A 17,487-nucleotide genomic window follows, 5' to 3' on the forward strand; every position below is an offset into this window, starting at 1 on the left:
CGCGCGAGGCAGCCTCAAGGGCGGCTGTCCGGCCGCCCGCCTTTTAGCGGGTTTGGCGTTGCCGTAACAGAGCAGGACGGATCAGGGTGGCAGGGCCGGCGATAACCGAACCTGTTAATAATTCCTCACCCGCAAGGGCGGCTCAGCCCCGATATGATCTTCCAAAACCCAATGTTTTCACGGCCGAAACTTGCGTTCGGTCCTTGCGGGCCCCTCCCCCCCTCCTATATGAGCGTCAACCATCGCAATATCGCGGATGTTTGATCTTAGGGGGTTTCGGTTCGGGTGCCTTCTGGGCCCAGCCAGCCTGCCGCAAAAACAAGGATATCAGGACCATGGGAAAGGTCATTGGGATCGACCTCGGCACCACGAATTCGTGCGTCGCCGTAATGGATGGCAAGAACGCCAAAGTCATCGAGAATTCCGAAGGCATGCGCACGACGCCTTCGATCGTCGCCGTCACGGATGATGGCGAGCGCCTCGTCGGCCAGCCGGCCAAGCGCCAGGCGGTCACCAATCCCGAGCGCACCTTCTTCGCAGTGAAGCGCCTCATCGGCCGCCGCTACGACGACCCGATGGTCGAGAAGGACAAGAAGCTCGTTCCGTACAAGATCGTGAAGGCTTCCAACGGCGACGCCTGGGTCGAGGCCGACGGCCAGACCTACTCGCCCTCGCAGGTGTCTGCGTTCATCTTGCAGAAGATGAAGGAGACCGCGGAAGCCCATCTCGGCCAGAAGGTCGACCAGGCCGTCATCACCGTTCCCGCTTACTTCAATGACGCCCAGCGCCAGGCGACCAAGGACGCCGGCAAGATCGCGGGCCTTGAAGTGCTGCGCATCATCAACGAGCCGACCGCGGCCGCGCTCGCCTATGGTCTGGACAAGACCAAGACCGGCACGATCGCCGTGTACGATCTCGGCGGCGGCACGTTCGATATCTCCATTCTCGAAATCGGCGACGGCGTGTTTGAGGTGAAGTCGACGAACGGCGACACCTTCCTCGGCGGCGAAGACTTTGACATGCGCCTCGTGGGTTATTTGGCCGACGAGTTCCAGAAGGAGCAGGGCATCAACCTGCGCAACGACAAGCTCGCGTTGCAGCGCCTGAAGGAGGCCGCTGAAAAGGCCAAGATCGAGCTGTCGTCGACAACGCAGACCGAGATCAACCTGCCCTTCATCACTGCGGACCAGACCGGCCCCAAGCATCTGACGATGAAGCTCACCCGCGCCAAGTTCGAGGCGCTGGTCGACGACCTCGTCCAGAAGACCGTCGAGCCCTGCCGCAAGGCGCTGAAGGACGCGGGCCTCACCGCAGCCGAGATCGGCGAAGTGGTGCTGGTCGGCGGCATGTCGCGCATGCCGAAGGTCCAGGAAGTCGTGAAGCAGCTGTTCGGCAAGGAGCCGCACAAGGGCGTCAACCCGGACGAAGTCGTGGCGATCGGTGCCGCGATCCAGGCCGGCGTGCTCCAGGGCGACGTCAAGGACGTGCTGCTGCTCGACGTGACCCCGCTGTCGCTGGGCATCGAGACGCTGGGCGGCGTGTTCACCCGCATCATCGACCGCAACACCACGATCCCGACCAAGAAGAGCCAGGTGTTCTCGACCGCCGAGGACAGCCAGAACGCGGTCACCATCCGCGTCTTCCAGGGCGAGCGTGAAATGGCGGCCGACAACAAGATGCTCGGCCAGTTCGACCTGATGGGCATTCCGCCGGCCCCGCGCGGCATGCCGCAAATCGAGGTGACCTTCGACATCGACGCCAACGGTATCGTCAACGTCTCGGCCAAGGACAAGGCCACGGCCAAGGAGCAGCAGATTCGCATCCAGGCCTCCGGCGGCCTGTCGGAAGCCGACATCGAGAAGATGGTCAAGGACGCCGAGGCCAATGCCGAGGCGGACAAGAAACGCCGCGAGGCCGTGATGGCCAAGAACGATGCGGATGGTCTGGTGCACTCCACCGAGAAGGCTCTGGCCGAGCACGGTTCAAAGGTCGCAGAGACCGAGCGCCGCGCCATCGAGGATGCCGTCAGCGATCTCAAGGAAGCGCTGAAGGGCGACGATGCCGAGGCGATCAAGGCCAAGACCCAAACGCTGGCCCAGGCGTCGATGAAGCTCGGCGAGGCCATGTACAAGCAGCAGGCCGAGGCCGACGCCAAGAAGGATGCGGCCAAGGACGACGTCGTCGACGCAGAATTCACCGAAGTCGACGACGACAAGAACAACAAGAAGTCCGCCTGAACCCCAAGAGGGTGATGATGCGGACGGCTTGCACCCCAGACGCGCTACCGGCCTCCTCCCTCGCGGGGGAGGCCGTCGTGTCGGGCTCGGCGGGGCACGCCCCCGTTACGATCGATCAATTCCCAGCCGTTATGATGAACGCCGCCGTGCTGCCCTCTGCCGCGAAGCGACGGGGTGCTTATATCGTCTCATGGCGACGCTGTTTCGCTCCGACTTGAATCGCGATTGGATAGACCGAGTTCAACATGTCCACGTCCACCAAGCGCTGCTATTACGAAACGCTCGAAGTCGAACGCGACGCCGACGAATCCAAGCTGAAATCGTCGTTCCGCAAGCTCGCGATGAAATTTCATCCCGACCGAAATCCGGGGGACGACACCAGCGAAGTCCGGTTCAAGGAAATCAACGAGGCCTACGAGGTCCTCAAGGACAAGGACAAGCGCGCGGCCTATGACCGCTTCGGCCATGCGGCCTTCGAGCAGGGCGGCCCCGGCGGCGGCGCCGGTTTCGGCGCGGGCTTCGCCTCCTCCTTCTCCGACATCTTCGAAGACCTGTTCGGCATGGCCGGGCAGCGCGGCCGCGGCGGCCGTGAGCGCGGCGCCGACCTGCGCTACAACATGGAAATCACGCTCGAGGAAGCCTTTGGCGGCAAGACCGCCCAGATCGAGATTCCGGTCTCGGTCACCTGCGAGGCCTGCTCGGGCATCGGCGCCAAGGCCGGCACCAAGCCGAAGACCTGCTCGACCTGCGGCGGCGCCGGCCGCGTGCGGCAGTCACAGGGCTTCTTCACGCTGGAGCGCACCTGCCCCGGCTGCCAGGGCCGTGGCCAGATGATCGAGGACGCCTGCCCGTCCTGCTCGGGCCAGGGGCGGGTCACCCGCGAGCGGACGCTGTCCGTCAACATTCCCCCGGGTGTCGAGGATGGCACCCGGATCAGGCTCGCCGGCGAAGGCGAGGCCGGGGTCCGCGGCGGCCCGCCCGGCGACCTCTACATCTTCCTGTCGCTGGTCCAGCACCAGCTCTTCCAGCGCGACGGCGCCGATTTGCATTGCCGGGTGCCGATCTCGATGGTGACGGCCGCTCTCGGCGGCGAATTCGAGGTGCCGACCATCGACAGCGGCAAAACCAGGGTGAAGGTGCCGGCCGGAACCCAGTCGGGCCGCCGGTTCCGCATTGCGTCAAAAGGCATGCCGGTGCTGCGCTCGCGCCAGATGGGCGACATGTACGTCCAGGTCGCGGTCGAGACCCCGCAGAACCTCACCAAAAAGCAGCAGGAATTGCTGGCCGAGTTCGAGAAGCTCTCCTCCGGCAATACTCAGCCGGAATCCGTCGGCTTCTTCGCCAAGGTCAAGGATCTGTTCAGCAATCGGGCGAACTGACTCGTCTTGACCGTACCGCCTTCGGCCTATACCTGTTTATGACCATTTTCTGACACGCCGCGGTCCTGCGGTCCCGTCCGGTCCTGACATGCCATTGCCATCGTCCGCGCGTGCGTTGAAGAAGCCTCGTCTTGATGACGAGGTGCGTTTTCTCAGGTCGTGGATCGAAAAGCCCCTGCACATGGGCGCGGTAATGCCGTCGGGCAAGCTGCTGGCCCGGACCATGGCCCATTACGTGGACGTCAACTCGGACGCACCTGTGGTCGAGCTCGGGCCCGGCACCGGCGCCATCACCACGGCCCTGGTCGAGCGTGGCGTCGACCAGAAGCGCCTCGTCCTGGTCGAATACAATCCGGGTTTCTGCGCCCTGCTGCGCGACCGCTATCCGCAGGCCAAGGTGGTGCAGGGCGATGCCTATCGCCTGCGCGACACGCTCTGGAATGTCTTGAGCGCGCCGGCCTCCGCGGTTGTCTCCGGCCTGCCGCTCGTCACAAAACCGATGCTGACGCGGCTGCGACTGATCCGCGACGCTTTCACGGCGCTGGCACCCGGGGCCCCCTTCGTGCAGTTCACCTATGCGGTGGTGCCGCCGATCCCGAAATCGCTGCCCGGCGTGTCCACAGAGGCCTCGGAACGGATCTGGATGAACCTTCCGCCGGCCCGCGTCTGGGTGTATCGCAAGGGCTAATTCCGCCGGCAGCTTTCTTGCGTGGCGGGGTGGTTTCGCCGAACGCATGGAAGCGGATGTCCGCACCCAAAATCCTGGTCATTCCTGGCTCGCTGCGCACCGGCTCGCACAATGTGAAGCTGGCGGCGGTTGCCGCGTATGAATTTGCCCAGGCCGGCGTCGACGTCACCCGCATCTCGCTCGCCGATTTTCCGCTGCCGATCTATGACGGCGATCTTCAGGCCAAGTCCGGCGTGCCCAAGCACGCGATCAATCTCAAGCGCATGATCGGTACGCATCATGGTGTGTTGTTCGTCTCGCCCGAATACAATGCTTCGGTGCCGCCGCTGCTCAAGAATGCGATCGACTGGGTCAGCCGCGTGCAGGATCCGCAGGAGGCGCGCGGCGACGTGTTTCGCAACCGCGCCTTCGCGCTCGCCGGCGCATCGCAGAGCCGGCTCGGTGCAGCCCGTGCACTCCAGGCGTTGCGGCTGATCCTGACTTCCTGCCACGCCAATGTGATTGCCAGCCAGCTCACGCTCGCCTTTGCCGGAGAGGCCTATGACGATATGGACAGGCTGAAGAACGAGGGCGACATCGCCGCCTTGAAGGAGCTGGTGCGGCAATTGATCGACATTTCCCAACGCATGATGTGAGGTGACATGATTCCAGCCGAGATCGCCCCGAAAGACCGCCTGATCGTTGCGCTCGATCTGCCCAGCGTCGACGCCGCGGAGGCGATGATCGCAAGGCTCGGCGATAGCGTCACCTTCTACAAGATCGGCTATCAGCTCGCTTATGCCGGCGGCCTGCCGCTGATCGGCAAGCTCGCCGACAAGGGCAAGAAGGTGTTTGCCGATCTCAAGATGCACGACATCGGCAACACGGTGACGCGCGGGGTCGAGAGCGTCGCCAGGCTGGGCGCGACTTTCGTCACCGTGCACGCCTATCCGCAGACCATGAAGGGTGCCGTCGAAGGCCGCGGCAGCTCGAACCTGAAAATCCTCGCCGTCACGGTGCTGACCTCCTACAACGACGACGATCTGCACGCGGCAGGTTTCCGGCTCGGCGTCTCCGAGCTGGTTGAAGCGCGCGCGCAGCAGGCGCAGGTGCTCGGTGTCGACGGGCTGGTGTCGTCGCCAGAAGAGGTCGGCGCCTTGCGCAAGATCGTCGGCCACCAGATGAGCCTCGTCACCCCCGGCATCCGGCCGGCGGGCGCGGCGAGGGGTGACCAGAAACGCATCATGACGCCGGGCCGTGCGATCACTGCCGGCGCCGATTATCTCGTCGTCGGGCGGCCGGTGCTGGAAGCCACAGACCCCAGGGCGATCGCGGACGCCATCCACGCCGAGATCGCCCAAGCGATCGGCTAACCAAAAACACAGGGAGAAGAACAATGGCAAAAGGCTACTGGATCGGGCGCGTGGATGTGAGCAATGACGAGGGCTACAAGCCCTATGCTGTCGCCAACGGTCCGATCTTCAAGAAATGGGGTGGCCGCTTCGTCGTCCGCGCCGGCAAGTTCACCACCGTCGAAGGCGCCAGCCGCACCCGCAACGTCGTGATCGAATTCCCGGACTACGAGGCCGCGATCGCCTGCTATAACTCGCCGGAATACCAGGCCAACATCAAGGTGCGCCAGCCGCACTCGATCGCTGACCTTATCATCATCGAGGGCTATGACGGTTCGCAGCCGTCGGACGGCTGAGGCTGGGTCTGCGTGCGCGCCTCGTCCTTCGAGACGACCGCTCCGCGGTCTCCTCAGGATGAGGCTAAGCAGCATCGGCGCCCGTCGAATTTGCTGCCACATATTCCGACCTCATCCTGAGGGCCGGCCGTAGGCGGGTGTCTCGAAGGATGGCCGCAAGCGACCTGCCCGCCAAGGGCGGGAGCGCCCGTGCCCCCAGATCCCCTCGGTTGCCGGAACTGCGTCCCCCCGCTACAACGGCCGTGAGAGGATAACACCATGTCCGACATGCGCTTGATTGTTGCTGGAGCCGGCGGCCGGATGGGCCGGGCGCTGACACGGGCAATCGCCGAGAGCAAAGGCGCCGTGCTGGCCGGAGCGCTGGAGGCGCCAGGCTCCGAGCTGCTCGGCAAGGATGCCGCCGTGCTCGCGGGTCTGCCTGCCAACGGCATCAAACTCTCCGGCGATCTCTGGGCGTTGTCGAAGGACGCCGACGGCATTCTGGATTTCACCGTGCCCGCGGCGACCCTCGCCAATGTCGCGATCGCCGCCGAGCGCGGCCTCGTGCACGTCGTCGGAACGACCGGGCTGTCGGGCTCCGACAACGCCGTGATCAAGAGCGTCACCAACCGCGCGGTCGTGGTGCAGTCCGGCAATATGAGCCTGGGTGTCAATCTGCTTGCCGCAGTGGTCAAGCGCGTCGCCAAGGCGCTCGATGAGAGTTTTGATATCGAAATCGTGGAAACCCACCACCGCATGAAGATCGATGCGCCCTCGGGCACGGCGCTGATGCTGGGCCAGGCCGCGGCGGCCGGCCGTGGCATCTTGCTCGATGAGCATGCGGACCGCGGCCGCGACGGCATCACCGGCGCGCGCAAGCCGGGCGACATCGGCTTTGCCTCCTTGCGCGGCGGCACCGCCGCCGGCGATCACAGCGTGAGCTTCCTCGGCCCGTTCGAGCGACTGACGCTGTCGCATCATGCCGAGGACCGCATGTTGTTCGCCCATGGCGCGCTGAAGGCGGCGCTGTGGGCGCAGGGCAAGAAGCCGGGGCTCTACTCCATGGCCGACGTGCTCGGTCTCGCCGATATCTGAACGAAAGTAACGGACAGCAGTCAATGAGCGAACGTCTTCTCGTGCTTGTGCGCCACGGCCAGAGCGAATGGAATCTGAAGAACCTGTTCACGGGCTGGAAGGATCCCGATCTCACCGAGCTCGGCGCGAAGGAGGCCACGGAAGCCGGCCGCAAGCTGAAGGCGCAGGGCCTCGTGTTCGACGTCGCCTACACCTCGGTCTTGACGCGCGCGCAGCACACGCTCGATCTTATCCTTGGTGAGCTCGACCAGAAAGGCCTGCCGACCTCCAAAGACCTCGCGCTGAACGAGCGCGACTATGGCGATCTCTCCGGCCTCAACAAGGACGACGCCCGCAAGAAATGGGGCGAGGACCAGGTGCTGATCTGGCGCCGCTCCTACGACGTGCCGCCGCCCGGCGGCGAAAGCCTGAAGGACACCCTCGCGCGAGCACTGCCGTATTACGTTCAGGAGATCCTGCCCGGCGTGCTCAACGGCAAGCGCACCCTCGTCGCCGCGCACGGCAACTCGCTGCGCGCGCTGATCATGGTGCTGGAAAAGCTCTCGCCCGAAGGCATCTTGAAGCGCGAGCTCGCCACCGGTGTGCCGATCATCTACCGGCTCAACGCGGATTCGACGGTGGCCTCGAAGCTGGACCTGGCGGGGTAGGCGCGATCCCGTAGGGTGGGCAAAGCGTAGCGTGCCCACCATGCCTCAGCGATTGCGGAACGATGGTGGGCACGGCGCGCGAAGAGCGCGCCTTTGCCCACCCTACGAGACCTCTACTGCATCCCCAGCTGCCCGGCTTCCCAGCCCAGCATCGCCTGCTTGCGGGTGATGCCCCAGTGGTAGCCGGTGAGCGTGCCGCTTTTGCCGAGCGCGCGGTGGCAGGGCACGACGAAGGAGACCGGGTTCTTCCCGACTGCAGCGCCGACGGCGCGTGAGGCCTTCGGGCTGTTGATGTTGCAGGCGATGTCGGAATAGGACACTGCACGGCCCATCGGGATCTTCAGCAGCGTCTCCCACACCCGCACCTCGAAATCGGTGCCGATCATGACCACGCGCAGCGGCTGGTCCGGCCGCCACAGCTTTGTGTCGAAGATGCGCTGTGCGAGCGGTGCGGTGCCTTCGTGATCCTCGACATAGGTTGCGTTCGCCCAGCGCCGCGTCATGTCGGCGAGCGCAACTTTCTCCTCGCCGTGATCGGCAAAGGCGAGGCCCGACAGGCCGCGATCGGTCGCGATCACGATCGCCGTGCCGAATGGTGAAGGATGGAAGCCGTAGCGCAGGGTGAGACCGGCGCCGCCGTTCTTCCATTCGCCCGGCGACATCGCTTCATGGGTGACGAAGAGGTCGTGCAGCCGCCCCGGCCCCGAGAGACCGGAGTCGAGCGCTGCGTCGAGAATGCTCGCGGAATCCCGCAGCAGACCCTTGGCGTGGTCGAGGGTGAGCGCCTGCATGAAAGCCTTCGGCGTGATCGAGGCCCAGCGGCGGAACAGATGGTGCAATTCATCCGGCGTGACGCCGGCCGCATCCGCCATCGCTTCGATAGCCGGCTGGGTGCGCCAGTTCTCCGAGATGAACGCGATCGCCCGACGCACGGAATCGTAGTCGCGCAACGCGGCGTTCTGGGGGCCCGGCTTGGCCAGGCGCTGGTCATGTATGGCGAGTGTCATCATGAGCGGAAATGTAGGCGCGGCGCAGGCCTGAGACCACCCGATTTCCGACTCGGCGGTCAGGTCACCGGATTGTAGGTCGGGCCGCGCCTGGCGGCGTTTAACGCCTCGACCAAACCTTTGTAAAAACTTGCTTTTTCGTCTGGCCCCAGGAAGCGGGCGATCTGGATCTGGTGGCCACGCGAGATCAGATAGAGGTGCTCAATGCCAAACTCCTCGTCGATTTCCATGTCGAGCCGGACCCAGAGGGGATTGAAGATCCACTCGACGACTTGGCCGCGCTGGCTGACGCGCCGCACGCGCAATTCAGACGGCGTGACCACGATCTCCTCGCTGGCCCGCGCCGCGCGGAAATTGACCTTGAAGGCCCACCAGATCACCAGCACGTCGAGGCCGAAAAAGCCGAACACCGGCCATGCCCCCATCATCAGGAAGACGAGGCCGGTGGCAAAGCTCACCACGCTCAGGAACAGCATCACGGCGAGGAAGCCGGTGCGGTTCAGCGAGCGGTGCGGCGTCAGGCGCGCGGAGAAGATCTGAGGCTCCTTGCTTTCAAATCGCTCGCGTTCAATTTGGTTGCCTGTGCTCATCGTCCCTCAGTATATCCCGATCATGGCGAAAATCACCCGCAAGGCGACCCCGCGCAAAGCGTCCGTGCCGAAGAAAAAGGCAAAGGCGATGGTTGCAAGGCCGAGAGCTCCGGCCAGGAAATCGCTCAAGGCCACAAGGCCCTGGACGCCGGCCGAGGTCCATGAGGTCTTCAAGCGCTTCCGCAAGGCCAATCCCGAGCCGAAGGGCGAGCTCGAACACGTCAATCCCTTCACGCTGCTGGTCGCCGTAGTGCTGTCGGCACAGGCCACCGATGCCGGGGTCAACAAGGCGACGCGCGCATTGTTCGAGGTCGCCGACACGCCGCAGAAGATGCTCGATCTCGGCGAAGAACGCCTGCGCGAGGCCATCAAGACCATCGGCCTCTATCGCACCAAGGCGAAGAACGTGATCGCGCTGTCGGCCAAGATGCTCAGCGAGTTCGGCGGCGAGGTGCCGCGCACGCGGGCCGAGATCGAGTCACTGCCCGGAGCCGGGCGCAAGACCGCCAATGTCGTGCTCAACATGGCCTTCGGCGAGCACACCATGGCGGTCGACACGCATGTCTTCCGCGTCGGCAACCGCACCGCGCTTGCGCCCGGCAAGACGCCGCTCGAAGTCGAGCTTGGTCTCGAAAAGGTAATCCCGGCCGAGTTCATGCTGCATGCGCATCATTGGCTGATTCTTCACGGCCGCTATACTTGCCTCGCGCGCAAGCCGCGTTGCGAGGTTTGCCTGATCAACGATCTCTGCCGATGGCCGGAGAAGACGGTCTGAGGCGGTGTTCATTCCCTGTCATTCCGGGCGGCTGGTTTTCCCGCGGCCCTCCATGCCGGCCTCGATCAACACGGATCGCCGTCACCGCATCTGACGCGCCGGCTCGATCAGCTCGGGCCGTGGGCCGGACAGGCGCTTGTGCATGTGGACCATGAATGCCATGCCGAAGATCGGCGTTGCCAGGTTGACGATCGGGATGGAGACGAAGGCCGCAATGAATAGGCCGGCGGTGAAGATGGTCGCGGCATTGTCACGCCGCATCGCCCTGGCCTCGTCCGGCGGGCGGAAGCGCATCGCGGCGAGCTCGAAATATTCGCGCCCGAGCAGCCAGGCGGCGGCGACGAAGAAGACCAGGAAACCGGCGCCGGCGAAAAGTACCAGTGGCAACGCTATCAGATAGACCACGATCGTCAGCAGCGCGGTCTTGACGCCCTCGTAGATCGCCTGGCTGAACGGCAGCGCAGCGCCCGGCCGCTCGGCGGGATAGTGCTCGCGCTCGATGATGTCGGCGACGTCGTCGACGAACAGGCTCGCCACCAGCGAGGTGATCGCAGGCATCAGGAACACGCCGCCGAACACGACGCCGAGGCCCGCCATGATCGAGACGATCCAGGCCAGGACCTCGAGCGACGAATGCCAGCCCGGCCCGAGCAGGCCTTCCAGCCAGACCTCGCCATAGGTCGCAAACCAGCTCAGGAGCCGCTGCAAGCCGATTGCCAGCACGATGATCAGCACCAGTGCAAGCCCGATCGATCGCCACAGGATCGTGCGCATCGGCGGCGAGATCATTTGCGACAGCGCCTTTATGGCGGCATCCAGCATGGGAGTACCTCTCGGGAAAACCACCCGCGAGAAGTAGACATGCGTGGAAGGTTCGACAAGAGGTCGAGCCTTCCGGGGCGGATTGCCGCGCTTGTAGCCTCGGTTCTGATTGAATCAGAACCCCAAGCTCCAGGTTCTTGTTGCGACGCGTTTCTTCACGCGAACCAGTGTCCGCTTCGCTTGGAAAAGCTCTAGCTCATCCTGATGACGAGGGCATAATTCTGCGGCGCGACGGCGATGGAATGAGCGATGACGGAAATCACGGCTTCGCCGGGCGGCGGATTCTCGACGATGACCTGCTCCACATTGTTCTTGCGGTCGAAGTCCTTCGAGCCGGCCGGCATGTTGCCGTGGCGTTCCTGCTTGTTGGCCACCACGACGAGGTCGAGGTCGCTTTGCAGGCCTTCGCCGGCGGTCCGGTTCCTGAACCAGGTGGGCCCGGCTCTGCAGCCCACCGCTGTAGAAGCGCTGCGCTGCGTCCAGGGCACGAGAGGATAGCTCCTACTCTTGCCTGTGCCCGTGCTTCCGCGCTTTCGCCTGCTTGCCATCCCCCGTCGGGATCATCACCACGCGGCCGTAACGGACGCCGCGTTCGGCGATGATGTGATCGGCGAAATGCCTGACCTCGCCGGCATCGCCGCGCAGCGCCGTCATCTCCATGCAATTGTTGTCATCGAGATGGACGTGCAGGGTCGCCAGCGCGAGGTCGTGATGGCCGTGGAATTCCTGCACCAGGCGTTTTGAGAGATCGCGCGCGGCGTGGTCGTAGACATAGACGAGGCCGGCGACGCAGGGGCCGGTCTGCGCGGTGTCCTCGGTGCTCTGTTGCAGGCCGGCGCGTGCGAGGTCGCGAATGATCTCGGAGCGGTTCTGGTAGCCGCGCGCCTCCGCCGCAGCGTCGATCTCCGCCAGCAGATCGTCCTCGATCGTGATCGTAATCCGCTGCATCAGACCCTCTTCGTGCGTGCCGTTGGATGACAGTGGCTCGTTAGTGCGGAGCCTGGATGGAGCAAAGCGCAATCCGGGACAGTTTCGCTATGTGGACAGAACCCGGATTTCGCTTCGCTCCATCCAGGCTACGGAGATCTTACCTTGGTTCGCGAGCCAGGCGAGGGAGCAACCGTCACCTTCACAGCCGTGTCGCACGCAGGCGCAATGCGTTGCCGACCACGCTCACCGAGGACAGCGCCATCGCGGCCGCCGCGATGATCGGTGACAGCAGCACACCGAAGACCGGATAGAGGATGCCGGCCGCAATCGGAATGCCGGCGGCGTTGTAGATGAAGGCGAAGAACAGGTTTTGCCGGATATTGCTCATCGTCGCCTGCGACAGTTTTCGCGCGCGGATGATGCCGGTGAGGTCGCCCTTGAGCAGGGTGACGCCGGCGCTCTCCATCGCGGCGTCGGTGCCGGTGCCCATGGCGATGCCGACTTCGGCCGCCGCCAGCGCCGGTGCGTCGTTGACGCCGTCGCCGGCCATCGCGACACTGCGGCCGGCCTTTTGCAGCTTCGTCACGACCGCGCTCTTCTGGTCCGGCAGAACCTCGGCCTCGACCTCCGCGATACCCAGCCTGCGTGCGACGGCTTCGGCCGTGGTGCGGTTGTCGCCGGTCAGCATGATCACCTTGATGCCTTCGGCCGCGAGCGCCTTCAGCGCCTCCGGGGTCGAGGCCTTGACCGGATCGGCAATTGCAAACAGGCCCGCGAGCGCGCCATCGACGGCCACGTTGATGACGGTGGCGCCATCGCCGCGCAGGCGCTCGGCTTCGGCATCGAGCGCCTTGGTGTCGATGCCGATCGAGGTCAGATATTTCGCATTGCCGAGTACGATGGCCCTGCCGTCGACCTTGCCGGCCGCACCCTTGCCGGTCGGCGAATCGAAATGTTCGACGTTGCCGGGGGTGAGTTGCTTCTCCTTTGCCGCGCGCACGATGGCATCGGCCAAAGGATGCTCGCTGGCGCGTTCGACGCTGGCTGCCCAGCGGAGGATGTCATCTTCCGCAAAGCCCGCGGCCGGCACGATCGCGACCACCTTGGGCTTGCCCTCGGTCAGCGTGCCCGTCTTGTCGACCACGAGTGTGTCGATCTTCTCCATCCGCTCCAGTGCCTCGGCGTTCTTGATCAGGACGCCTGCCTGCGCACCGCGGCCGACGCCGACCATGATCGACATCGGGGTCGCCAGGCCAAGCGCGCAGGGGCAGGCGATGATCAGCACGCTGACGGCCGCGACGAGGCCGAAGGCGAGCCGCGGCTCCGGTCCGAACCAGGCCCAGGCGGCGAAGGCGACGATGGCGACCGCGATGACCGTCGGGACGAACCAACCGGCGACCTGATCGGCGAGGCGCTGGATCGGCGCGCGCGAGCGCTGCGCATCGGCGACCATCTGCACGATCTGCGACAGCAGCGTCTCGCGCCCGACCTTGTCTGCGCGCATGATGAAGCTGCCCGACTGGTTGAGCGTGCCGGCGATCACTCTTGCGCCGGTCTCCTTGGTGACCGGCATGGATTCGCCGGTTACGAGGGATTCGTCCAGCGCGGAGCGGCCTTCCAGAATGACGCCGTCGACCGGCACTTTTTCGCCCGGACGCACGCGCAAGCGGTCGCCGGCATGGAGTGCGTCGATCTCGACCTCGTGCTCGCCGCCGTCGCCATCGATGCGGCGCGCGGTCTTCGGGGCGAGCTGCAACAACGCCTTGATCGCACCCGACGTCGCATCGCGGGCGCGCAGCTCCAGCACCTGGCCGAGCAGCACCAGCACGGTGATGACCGCTGCGGCTTCGAAATAGACGGCGACCGCGCCTTCATGGCCGCGGAAGGTGGCGGGGAAAATCTGCGGCGCGATGGTGCCGATCAGGCTGTAGACATAGGCAACGCCCGTTCCCATCGCGATCAGCGTGAACATGTTGAGATTGCGCGTCACCAGCGAGTGCCAGCCGCGGACGAAGAACGGCCAGCCCGCCCACAACACCACGGGGGTCGCGAAAACGAGCTGGATCCAGTTCGACAGCGTCTGATCGATCCAGTTGTGTGGCCCCGCGAGATGGCCGCCCATCTCCAGCACCACTGCCGGCAGCGCCAGCGCGCCGCCGATCCAGAACCGCCGCGTCATGTCGGCGAGCTCGGGATTGGGTCCGGTCTCCAGGCTCGCGACCTCCGGCTCCAGCGCCATGCCGCAGATCGGACAGCTGCCGGCTCCGACCTGGCGGATCTGCGGATGCATCGGGCAGGTGTAGATCGTGCCCGCCGGCATCTCCGGCGACTTTTCCTTGGCGAGATATTTTGCGGGATCGGCCGCGAATTTGGTGCGGCAGCCGGCCGAGCAGAAATGAAAAGTCTCGCCGTGATGCTCGAAGCGGTGCTTGGAGGTCGCGGGATCGACCGTCATGCCGCAGACGGGATCGCGGACCTTCGTTGCCGCGTCTCCATGGTCATGGCCGGCGTGATCGCCGTGTCCGCCGCAGCATGAGGAAGCCGCAGGCGTCGCCGGTGCCTTGGCGGAACAGCCGCATCCGGAATGAGTTTCTGCCTTGTGATGGTGCCCGTGCTCGGTGTCGTTCATCATCATGCTCCGGCCTTGCAATATATACCCTGGGGGGGTATATAGAGGCCATGCGCAAGGACATCAAGGCATCCGTCGGAAAACGTCTCGGCCGGATCGAGGGTCAGGTTCGCGGTCTCTCGAAGATGGTCGAGGAGGACCGCTATTGCATCGACATCGTGACGCAGATCTCGGCCGTGCGGGCCGCACTGCGCCGGGTCGAGGAAGAGGTTTTGAAAGACCACGTCGCCCATTGCGTCGAGCACGCGATTGCCAGCGGCGACAAGGCCGATCAGCGCGAGAAGATCGCGGAACTGATGGCGGTGATTGGCCGGGCGGAGCGGTAGCACCCGCTGCACCTTCCCCTCGCCGGGACGACGGCGGGCGTGTTGGCTAGGCTGCCTTCTCGCGCGCACGTGCCCGTCGCCTCGGGCGGTACATCGCGATCCTCTTCAGCAGCAGGAAATGCTCCGAGACGGAGGCGCATTCGACCATCTGCGCAGGCTGCGCGCTCACTTCTTCAGCCGGAACTTCAGCCGGAACCGGCGCCTCTTCGTCAATCGCTTCAGGAACGAGCGGCGGCGCACGGAGCGTTTCTGGAAACACACTGAATGTGCCGGCTACCTCCTCGAGCGGCTTCTGCTTGTCGGCCCAGTGCAGGGCGGTGTAGTCGAAACCGTGCACGATGGTGGGTTTGACGACTTCGAAATAGGGCGAGATGTCGAAGTCGCGGGGCATGTAGAGCGAGGAATCGCGGATGTGCAGGATCTCGCGCCGCGCGGCGCGGCTGCCGGCCTTGGTGATCTTGGGCAGGATCGGATAGCGCACGGCGTCGAACGCCTGCGCGATCAACGCCGAGCAGATGATCTTGGTCGGATCGCCAGAGCCGATGGCGATCATGCGCCGTCGCCAGCGCTGCGGGATCGGCAGCGGAAACAGGAAGCGCATCAGGTCAATGATATTCTTGGTGTCGTAGCCGAAGCCGATGCGGTTGATCGCATAGCGGCAGACCGTGGTGCGGTCCTCATAGGACAGCCCGACCGGGCGGCAGAGGCGGGTGTGATACGGGAAATATTTCGACAACGGCGCGGAGGTGACGCCTTCGCCGATATTGGCCTCGATCAGCACATGCGGCTCGCCGTCGGGCTCCACCGCGCCCTCGATCGGGCCGACGTAGAGCGCGCCATGCGACCAGGTCGACTGCGTCAGATATTTGATGATGCCGGAGATGCGGTTATTGCCCTCGACCAGCAGCACGTCGCCGGGCTCGATGACGCCGCGCAGATGCTCGGGGTCGCTCGGCGTGAACGGCTCATAGCCCGGCACCTCCTTCGAGAGGTACGCGGCAATCAGCTTGCCGACTGAATCCAGGACCGTCCCCATTTCAAACTCCCCCCACGGCCTTTTCCGGCCGTCTTTTTCCCTTCTCTATCATGGTTGGAACGTGTTGCAATTCGGTTCATCTCCCCTGTGACATCAAGCACGATTGATTCACTACGATGGTTGCTGCGCAACATCAGATACGGCAAGGTTCCCTAGGTGTTCCCATTCGCCGCAAGTCTCCGGAAACCATGACATGACAATCACGCGTCGCAGTTTCCTATCGGCGTCGGCGGCTCTTGCCGCCCTGCCGGTCCTGCGCGCAACCGCCGCGACCCTGCCGCGTGAGGCCGACATCGTCGTGATCGGCGCGGGGGTTGCCGGAATTGCCGCGGCGCGGCGCATCATGGCGGCCAACCGCAGGGTCGTGGTGGTGGAAGCCGCATCCCAGATCGGCGGGCGCTGCATCACGGACAGCACGACCTTCGACGCGCCGTTCGATCGCGGCGCGCGCTGGATGCACAATCCCGAGACCAATCCGATGATCCGCCTGGCGCGCAACGTCGGGCTCGACGTGGTGCAGGCGCCGGCCGGCCAGAAGATACGTATCGGCCGCCGCAACGCGCGCGCCGGCGAGACCGAAGAGTTTCTGGCGGCGCTGGTGCGCGCCAACCGCGCCATCGACGAGGCCGCGCGCGGCAAGCTCGATACCGCCTGCGGATCGGTGCTGCCGAAGAACCTCGGCGACTGGGCCGGCGCGGCCGAATTCGTGCTGGGCGCCAGCTTTGCCGGCAAGGACCTGAAGGAGCTGTCGGCGATCGACAAGGCGCGGGCTCAGGACCGCAACGCCGCGATCGCGTGCCGCCAAGGCCTGGGCACCCTGATCGCGAAGCTCGGCGAGCAGGCCCCGGTCGCGCTCGCGACGCCGGCGAGCCGCATCGGCTGGAGCAATCGCGACGTCAGCGTCGAAACGCCGTCCGGCAAGATCACCGCGCGCGCCGCCATCATCACGGTCTCGACCAATGTGCTCACCGCAGGCGCAATCAAGTTCGCGCCCGACATCCCGAAGCGCACCCTTGACGCGGCGTCAAAGCTCGGTCTCGGCAGCTACGATCACATCGTGCTGCAACTGCCCGGAAATCCGCTCGGGCTGTCGCGCGACGATATCCTCATCGAGCAGAGCAATTCGACGCGCACTGCGCTGCTGTTCGCCAACATCGGTGGCTCCTCGCTGTGCTCGATCGATGTTGGCGGCTCGTTCGGCCGCGATCTCTCCGAGCAGGGCGAGAAGGCGATGGTGGCCTTCGCGAGGGAATGGCTCACAAAGCTGTTCGGCAGCGAGGCGGCGGCCGCCGTGCAAAAGACCAGCGCGACGCGCTGGAACGCCTCGCCTTTCATCATGGGGGCGATGTCGGCGGCCTCGCCCGGCGGTCAGCTTTCGCGCAAAATCCTGGCCGAGCCGATCGGCACCATTTTCCTCGCCGGCGAAGCCACGCACGAGACGCTCTGGGGCACCGTCGACGGCGCCTGGGAAAGCGGCGAGCGCGCCGCAGACGCAGCGCTGCGCAAGATCGGCGCGCTCAAGGACGAGCCTGCCGACGTGCCGACGCAGTCGACGAAGCGCCGCAAGACGACGCGGCCGCAGGGCAATTAAGCCGCAACACATTCAGCTGTCGTCCCGGATCGGCGCTTCGCTTCGCTGCGCTTGTCCGGGACGACGAGC

Annotated in this window: 18 protein-coding genes; 11 read left to right on the forward strand and 7 right to left on the reverse strand. The window is 65.0% G+C overall.

Going from position 1 to position 17,487, the window contains the following annotated elements:
* Nucleotides 1-335 precede the first annotated feature (335 nt).
* The 8 genes from dnaK (at nucleotide 336) to IVA80_RS03420 (ending at nucleotide 7,712) form a co-directional block, all read left to right on the forward strand.
* Nucleotides 336-2,237, forward strand: a complete 1,902-nt coding sequence (gene dnaK, locus IVA80_RS03385) for a molecular chaperone DnaK (protein WP_247425639.1) — start codon at nucleotides 336-338, stop codon at nucleotides 2,235-2,237.
* A 245-nt stretch (nucleotides 2,238-2,482) separates the two neighbouring features.
* A complete protein-coding gene (gene dnaJ, locus IVA80_RS03390; RefSeq protein WP_247425640.1) occupies nucleotides 2,483-3,616 on the forward strand; it encodes a molecular chaperone DnaJ in 1,134 nt (377 codons plus the stop codon).
* 88 nt (nucleotides 3,617-3,704) lie between these two features.
* Nucleotides 3,705-4,304 carry an rRNA adenine N-6-methyltransferase family protein gene (locus tag IVA80_RS03395; RefSeq protein WP_247425641.1) on the forward strand — a complete coding sequence of 200 codons (600 nt, stop codon included), beginning with the start codon at nucleotides 3,705-3,707 and terminating at the stop codon, nucleotides 4,302-4,304.
* Between the two features lie 56 nt (nucleotides 4,305-4,360).
* Nucleotides 4,361-4,939 (forward strand): NAD(P)H-dependent oxidoreductase, encoded by a 579-nt coding sequence (locus IVA80_RS03400; protein ID WP_247425642.1) that lies wholly within the window; start codon nucleotides 4,361-4,363, stop codon nucleotides 4,937-4,939.
* Between the two features lie 6 nt (nucleotides 4,940-4,945).
* On the forward strand, nucleotides 4,946-5,656 hold the full coding sequence (gene pyrF, locus IVA80_RS03405) for an orotidine-5'-phosphate decarboxylase (RefSeq protein ID WP_247425643.1): 711 nt from the start codon (nucleotides 4,946-4,948) through the stop codon (nucleotides 5,654-5,656).
* A 23-nt stretch (nucleotides 5,657-5,679) separates the two neighbouring features.
* Complete coding sequence (locus IVA80_RS03410; RefSeq protein WP_247425644.1) at nucleotides 5,680-5,991, forward strand: DUF1330 domain-containing protein; 312 nt, start codon at nucleotides 5,680-5,682, stop codon at nucleotides 5,989-5,991.
* A 258-nt stretch (nucleotides 5,992-6,249) separates the two neighbouring features.
* Nucleotides 6,250-7,065, forward strand: coding sequence for a 4-hydroxy-tetrahydrodipicolinate reductase (gene dapB, locus IVA80_RS03415; RefSeq protein ID WP_247425645.1), 816 nt, complete (start codon nucleotides 6,250-6,252; stop codon nucleotides 7,063-7,065).
* Nucleotides 7,066-7,088: 23 nt separating this feature from the next.
* Entirely contained in the window at nucleotides 7,089-7,712 is a 624-nt protein-coding gene (locus IVA80_RS03420) for a 2,3-bisphosphoglycerate-dependent phosphoglycerate mutase (RefSeq protein WP_247425646.1), read from the forward strand.
* Nucleotides 7,713-7,825: 113 nt separating this feature from the next.
* Here IVA80_RS03420 and IVA80_RS03425 read toward each other — a convergent pair whose 3' ends face one another.
* Together IVA80_RS03425 and IVA80_RS03430 are read right to left on the reverse strand one after the other, a co-directional pair.
* Nucleotides 7,826-8,722: a bifunctional helix-turn-helix domain-containing protein/methylated-DNA--[protein]-cysteine S-methyltransferase gene (locus tag IVA80_RS03425; RefSeq protein WP_247425647.1), complete on the reverse strand. Its 897-nt coding sequence runs from the start codon at nucleotides 8,720-8,722 to the stop codon at nucleotides 7,826-7,828.
* A 56-nt stretch (nucleotides 8,723-8,778) separates the two neighbouring features.
* Complete coding sequence (locus tag IVA80_RS03430) at nucleotides 8,779-9,309, reverse strand: DUF2244 domain-containing protein (protein ID WP_247425648.1); 531 nt, start codon at nucleotides 9,307-9,309, stop codon at nucleotides 8,779-8,781.
* Nucleotides 9,310-9,331: 22 nt separating this feature from the next.
* Between IVA80_RS03430 and nth the strand changes: the two genes are divergently transcribed.
* Nucleotides 9,332-10,084 carry an endonuclease III gene (gene nth / locus IVA80_RS03435; protein WP_247425649.1) on the forward strand — a complete coding sequence of 251 codons (753 nt, stop codon included), beginning with the start codon at nucleotides 9,332-9,334 and terminating at the stop codon, nucleotides 10,082-10,084.
* 81 nt (nucleotides 10,085-10,165) lie between these two features.
* On the opposite strand, the gene IVA80_RS03440 is transcribed toward nth, so the two are convergent.
* The 4 genes from IVA80_RS03440 to IVA80_RS03455 form a co-directional block, all read right to left on the reverse strand.
* Complete coding sequence (locus IVA80_RS03440) at nucleotides 10,166-10,906, reverse strand: sulfate transporter family protein (protein WP_247425650.1); 741 nt, start codon at nucleotides 10,904-10,906, stop codon at nucleotides 10,166-10,168.
* A 191-nt stretch (nucleotides 10,907-11,097) separates the two neighbouring features.
* Nucleotides 11,098-11,394, reverse strand: coding sequence for a hypothetical protein (locus tag IVA80_RS03445; RefSeq protein WP_247425651.1), 297 nt, complete (start codon nucleotides 11,392-11,394; stop codon nucleotides 11,098-11,100).
* Nucleotides 11,395-11,407: 13 nt separating this feature from the next.
* Nucleotides 11,408-11,854 carry a nickel-responsive transcriptional regulator NikR gene (nikR, locus tag IVA80_RS03450; RefSeq protein ID WP_247425652.1) on the reverse strand — a complete coding sequence of 149 codons (447 nt, stop codon included), beginning with the start codon at nucleotides 11,852-11,854 and terminating at the stop codon, nucleotides 11,408-11,410.
* Between the two features lie 181 nt (nucleotides 11,855-12,035).
* The gene (locus tag IVA80_RS03455) at nucleotides 12,036-14,465 is read right to left on the reverse strand and encodes a heavy metal translocating P-type ATPase (RefSeq protein WP_247425653.1); all 2,430 of its coding nucleotides are present in this window, start codon (nucleotides 14,463-14,465) and stop codon (nucleotides 12,036-12,038) included.
* 50 nt (nucleotides 14,466-14,515) lie between these two features.
* Here IVA80_RS03455 and IVA80_RS03460 point away from each other — a divergent pair, with 50 nt between their 5' ends.
* Nucleotides 14,516-14,791, forward strand: a complete 276-nt coding sequence (locus tag IVA80_RS03460) for a metal-sensitive transcriptional regulator (RefSeq protein ID WP_007598521.1) — start codon at nucleotides 14,516-14,518, stop codon at nucleotides 14,789-14,791.
* Nucleotides 14,792-14,837: 46 nt separating this feature from the next.
* Here the strand turns inward: IVA80_RS03460 and IVA80_RS03465 are convergent, their stop codons facing one another.
* Nucleotides 14,838-15,827: a YiiX/YebB-like N1pC/P60 family cysteine hydrolase gene (locus IVA80_RS03465; RefSeq protein WP_247425654.1), complete on the reverse strand. Its 990-nt coding sequence runs from the start codon at nucleotides 15,825-15,827 to the stop codon at nucleotides 14,838-14,840.
* A 193-nt stretch (nucleotides 15,828-16,020) separates the two neighbouring features.
* On the opposite strand from IVA80_RS03465, the gene IVA80_RS03470 reads away from it, so the two are divergent.
* Nucleotides 16,021-17,418, forward strand: coding sequence for an NAD(P)/FAD-dependent oxidoreductase (locus IVA80_RS03470; RefSeq protein WP_247425655.1), 1,398 nt, complete (start codon nucleotides 16,021-16,023; stop codon nucleotides 17,416-17,418).
* Nucleotides 17,419-17,487 lie beyond the last annotated feature (69 nt).

The organism is Bradyrhizobium sp. 139, assembly GCF_023074175.1.
GTDB lineage: Bacteria > Pseudomonadota > Alphaproteobacteria > Rhizobiales > Xanthobacteraceae > Bradyrhizobium.

Excerpts from the sequence above, each read along its gene's own strand:
- IVA80_RS03440 (WP_247425650.1), bottom strand. The coding sequence starts at position 10,906 with ATGCTGGATGCCGCCATAAAGGCGCTGTCGCAAATGATCTCGCCGCCG.
- IVA80_RS03410 (WP_247425644.1), top strand. The coding sequence starts at position 5,680 with ATGGCAAAAGGCTACTGGATCGGGCGCGTGGATGTGAGCAATGACGAG.
- IVA80_RS03460 (WP_007598521.1), top strand. The coding sequence starts at position 14,516 with ATGCGCAAGGACATCAAGGCATCCGTCGGAAAACGTCTCGGCCGGATC.
- dnaK (WP_247425639.1), top strand. The coding sequence starts at position 336 with ATGGGAAAGGTCATTGGGATCGACCTCGGCACCACGAATTCGTGCGTC.
- IVA80_RS03400 (WP_247425642.1), top strand. The coding sequence starts at position 4,361 with ATGTCCGCACCCAAAATCCTGGTCATTCCTGGCTCGCTGCGCACCGGC.
- IVA80_RS03430 (WP_247425648.1), bottom strand. The coding sequence starts at position 9,309 with ATGAGCACAGGCAACCAAATTGAACGCGAGCGATTTGAAAGCAAGGAG.
- IVA80_RS03425 (WP_247425647.1), bottom strand. The coding sequence starts at position 8,722 with ATGATGACACTCGCCATACATGACCAGCGCCTGGCCAAGCCGGGCCCC.
- pyrF (WP_247425643.1), top strand. The coding sequence starts at position 4,946 with ATGATTCCAGCCGAGATCGCCCCGAAAGACCGCCTGATCGTTGCGCTC.
- IVA80_RS03465 (WP_247425654.1), bottom strand. The coding sequence starts at position 15,827 with ATGGGGACGGTCCTGGATTCAGTCGGCAAGCTGATTGCCGCGTACCTC.
- IVA80_RS03420 (WP_247425646.1), top strand. The coding sequence starts at position 7,089 with ATGAGCGAACGTCTTCTCGTGCTTGTGCGCCACGGCCAGAGCGAATGG.
- nikR (WP_247425652.1), bottom strand. The coding sequence starts at position 11,854 with ATGCAGCGGATTACGATCACGATCGAGGACGATCTGCTGGCGGAGATC.
- dnaJ (WP_247425640.1), top strand. The coding sequence starts at position 2,483 with ATGTCCACGTCCACCAAGCGCTGCTATTACGAAACGCTCGAAGTCGAA.
- dapB (WP_247425645.1), top strand. The coding sequence starts at position 6,250 with ATGTCCGACATGCGCTTGATTGTTGCTGGAGCCGGCGGCCGGATGGGC.
- IVA80_RS03455 (WP_247425653.1), bottom strand. The coding sequence starts at position 14,465 with ATGAACGACACCGAGCACGGGCACCATCACAAGGCAGAAACTCATTCC.
- IVA80_RS03395 (WP_247425641.1), top strand. The coding sequence starts at position 3,705 with ATGCCATTGCCATCGTCCGCGCGTGCGTTGAAGAAGCCTCGTCTTGAT.
- nth (WP_247425649.1), top strand. The coding sequence starts at position 9,332 with ATGGCGAAAATCACCCGCAAGGCGACCCCGCGCAAAGCGTCCGTGCCG.
- IVA80_RS03470 (WP_247425655.1), top strand. The coding sequence starts at position 16,021 with ATGACAATCACGCGTCGCAGTTTCCTATCGGCGTCGGCGGCTCTTGCC.